The sequence below is a fragment of the Mesorhizobium sp. M5C.F.Ca.IN.020.29.1.1 genome, from assembly GCF_003997375.1.
Lineage (GTDB): Bacteria > Pseudomonadota > Alphaproteobacteria > Rhizobiales > Rhizobiaceae > Mesorhizobium > Mesorhizobium wenxiniae.
In genome coordinates, this window is sequence record NZ_RZSW01000643.1 from 1 (window position 1) to 2,953 (window position 2,953).

Annotated in this window: 3 protein-coding genes; 1 reads left to right on the forward strand and 2 read right to left on the reverse strand. The window is 64.5% G+C overall.

Translation table 11 applies throughout. The annotated features are described in order from the left end of the window. Positions 1-667 (reverse strand): LysR family transcriptional regulator (locus EOA85_RS31390; protein WP_127212324.1); only part of this gene is annotated, 667 nt, incomplete at its 3' end. A 95-nt stretch (positions 668-762) separates the two neighbouring features. On the opposite strand from EOA85_RS31390, the gene EOA85_RS31395 reads away from it, so the two are divergent. Next, a complete protein-coding gene (locus EOA85_RS31395; protein ID WP_127212325.1) occupies positions 763-1,635 on the forward strand; it encodes an aldo/keto reductase family oxidoreductase in 873 nt (290 codons plus the stop codon). A gap of 56 nt (positions 1,636-1,691) precedes the next feature. Here EOA85_RS31395 and EOA85_RS31400 read toward each other — a convergent pair whose 3' ends face one another. Further along, positions 1,692-2,750, reverse strand: a complete 1,059-nt coding sequence (locus tag EOA85_RS31400; RefSeq protein ID WP_127212326.1) for a glycerophosphodiester phosphodiesterase family protein — start codon at positions 2,748-2,750, stop codon at positions 1,692-1,694. Positions 2,751-2,953 lie beyond the last annotated feature (203 nt).

Here is a 2,953-nt window from a genome sequence, read left to right on the forward strand (position 1 = left end):
GAAGCGGCCCCGCCGGATCGACCTGCACCACCTCGCCGTCTCGCTCGAATTCCCAAAGCGGCATCGCGCCGCTGGCGAAGCGGCCGCGCAGGCAGGCGTGGCCGAGAAGATCGCGCGGGTGCTCAGGCCGGCCTTGGCGATCAAGGTAGGCGGGGCTGGCAGCGGTGGCGAAGCGCTGCACGCGCGGCCCGATCGGCACCGCGATCATGTCTTGTTCCAGCCGCTCATCGTAACGGATCCCGGCATCGCACCCCGCCGCCAACACATCGACAAAACTCTCCTCGGCGATCACCTCCAGCCGGATGCCGGGATAGGCGGCGAGGAACCGCGGAACTATGCGGGGCAGCACCAGCCGCGCCGCGCTGACCGGCACATTAAGGCGCAACGTACCTGCCGGCCGGTCGCGGAAGCCGTTCACAACGTCAAGTGCTGCCTCGACCTCGGTTAAGGCTGGACCGAGCCGGGCCAGCAAGCTCGCACCCGCTTCTGTCAGGACGACGCTGCGGGTCGTCCTGTTGAGCAGCCTGACACCGAGCTGCGTCTCGAGCCGGCGCACCGCCTCGCTCAAGCCCGACGCGCTGCCGCCGTTCGCGCGGGCGCCATCGCGAAAACCCTTGGCCCGCGCCACGGCCACGAAGGCGTTCAGGTCTCCGAGATCGATCTTCATTGTTCGATATTCCGTACAGCCCGTGCGGAATGTAGCCAATTATCGTAAGATCGGACAGCGCCTATCTCAGCGTCATCTTTGAACGGAGATAGACTATGTCCAGCATCGACTTTTCCGGCACGTTCACTCTCGGCGACCGCACCGTGAAGCGGCTCGGCTACGGCGCCATGCAGCTCGCAGGACCCGGCGTCTTTGGTCCGCCTGGAGATCACGACGCAGCCTTGGACGTGCTGCGCGAAGCCGTTGCGCGCGGGGTGAACCACATCGACACCAGCGACTTCTACGGCCCCCACGTCACCAATCTGCTGATCCGCGAGGCGCTCGCGCCCTATTCCGACGATCTGACGATCGTCACGAAGATCGGTGCGCTTCGCGGCGCGGATGGCTCGTGGCTCCCCGCCTTCTCGTCCGAAGCGCTGACCCAGGCGGTGCACGACAATCTGCGCAATCTCGGGCTCGATGTGCTGGACGTGGTCAATCTCAGGATCATGTTCGACGCGCATGGGCCCGCGGAAGGATCGATCGAGGCGCCGCTCACTGTGCTGGCCGAGCTGCAGCGACGGGGTTTTGTGCGCCACATCGGGCTAAGCAATGTCACGTCAGCACAGATCGAAGAGGCGCGACGGATCGCCGAGATCGTCTGCGTGCAGAACCAATACAATCTGGCGCACAGGGGCGACGATGTCTTGATCGACAAACTCGCCCGCGACGGCATCGCCTATGTGCCGTTCTTTCCACTCGGCGGCTTCAACCCGCTGCAGTCGTCTACCCTATCCGGCGTCGCTCAGCGCCTCGGCGTCACACCGATGCAGGTCGCGCTCGCCTGGCTACTCGGTCGCGCGCCCAATATCCTGCTCATTCCCGGCACCTCATCGGTCGCACATCTCATTGAGAACCTTGCCGCAGCCGAACTCGATCTGCCGGAGGATGCCGCCAGGGAATTGGACGGAGTAGCGATGGCCGCCTGACAGCGGGCTGGCGACCATCCAGGGAAGCGGCTCCCTTGCCCCCGCTCCGATCCAGTCTAGTTGATGCTTGCGGTGTTCGCCGGCTCCGCCGGCCGCGTCTCATCAGAATAAGGCACGCGGTAGCCGTTCGCTGCCAGCCAGTCGATCGCCGCTTTCGGCTCGTCGGTCTGGATGATGGTGGCGCCGCGCTCGGCCCAGAAGCCGTACGTCTCGCGCGGCAGACTGGCGAGCACCGCCAACTCGTCGCCGCGACCGCCGGCAAGGAAGCCGCCCGGCTTATTGACGATAGCGTAGGTATTGGCCCAGATGTGCCAGTCGCCCCTTATCGCCGCCGCGCGCATACGGGGGCTGAACAGCGGACCGCCGGTGTCGGTCAGCGTCTCCGATCCCGCGCGCCAGTTGATCATCTCGACCGCGCGCGGCGAAAAGATCCCGCTGACTTTCTCGGCGAAACCGGCGTCGCGAACCGCGTCATCGGCGATAATCGGCATGAACTGGAAACCACTGCCGATCGCGCCCATGGCGGCTTTGACAGTGGTGATTCTGGCCGGATTCCACAGGTTCTCCTTGACGATCACCTGTTCGGCCATGCCCAGATCGCGCGCGACTGCGATCATGCCGGCCAGGCTGTCGACATCGAGCTTGTTGTCGATGTTGATGAGTATCCTGTCCTTGGTCGCCATCAGCATTTCGCGCAGCGTCGAAACCGGCTCATCGGTGACAGCGCCGGTGCCTTCGATCACCAGTCTGCAGGTTTTGAGCTCGGCCAGCGTGCGCTTGACCACCTCGCCATTGCAATTCGTCGTGCGGTCGAGCCAGCTGTCATGCATGACGACGAACTGGCCGTCCTTCGAGCGCCTGACGTCGACCTCGACGATTTCGGCACCCAGCGCGATCGATGCCTCGACGGCGGCGATCGAGTTCTCCGCATAGAGCGTCTTGCGGGCCTGCATACTGCCGGCGCGGTGTGCCGCCACCATGACATGGTCGCGCCACTGGTTGGCGTGTTCGAAACGGTCGAGAATTTGTCTGGCGCGTGTTTCGCCTGCCGATGCCGTGCCTGTGAAGAGCACCGAGGCGGCGGCAAGCAGAAGGTTCAGCCAGGTCGTTCGCATGAGAATCGCTCCGTACCGGATGCAAACCCGGTTAAGCGACACACGTGACAGCCTGGTGAACAAAGCCGGCTTCGCAAATGCCGGAAGTCCGGTCAATGCCGGCTGGAGCGGCCGTTCTGAAACCTCGAACCGGCAATCAGCAGGTCGCCGGCAATCAGCTTGCCGAGATGCTTGGCGCGCCCATATCTGGTCCGCTCCGCGGC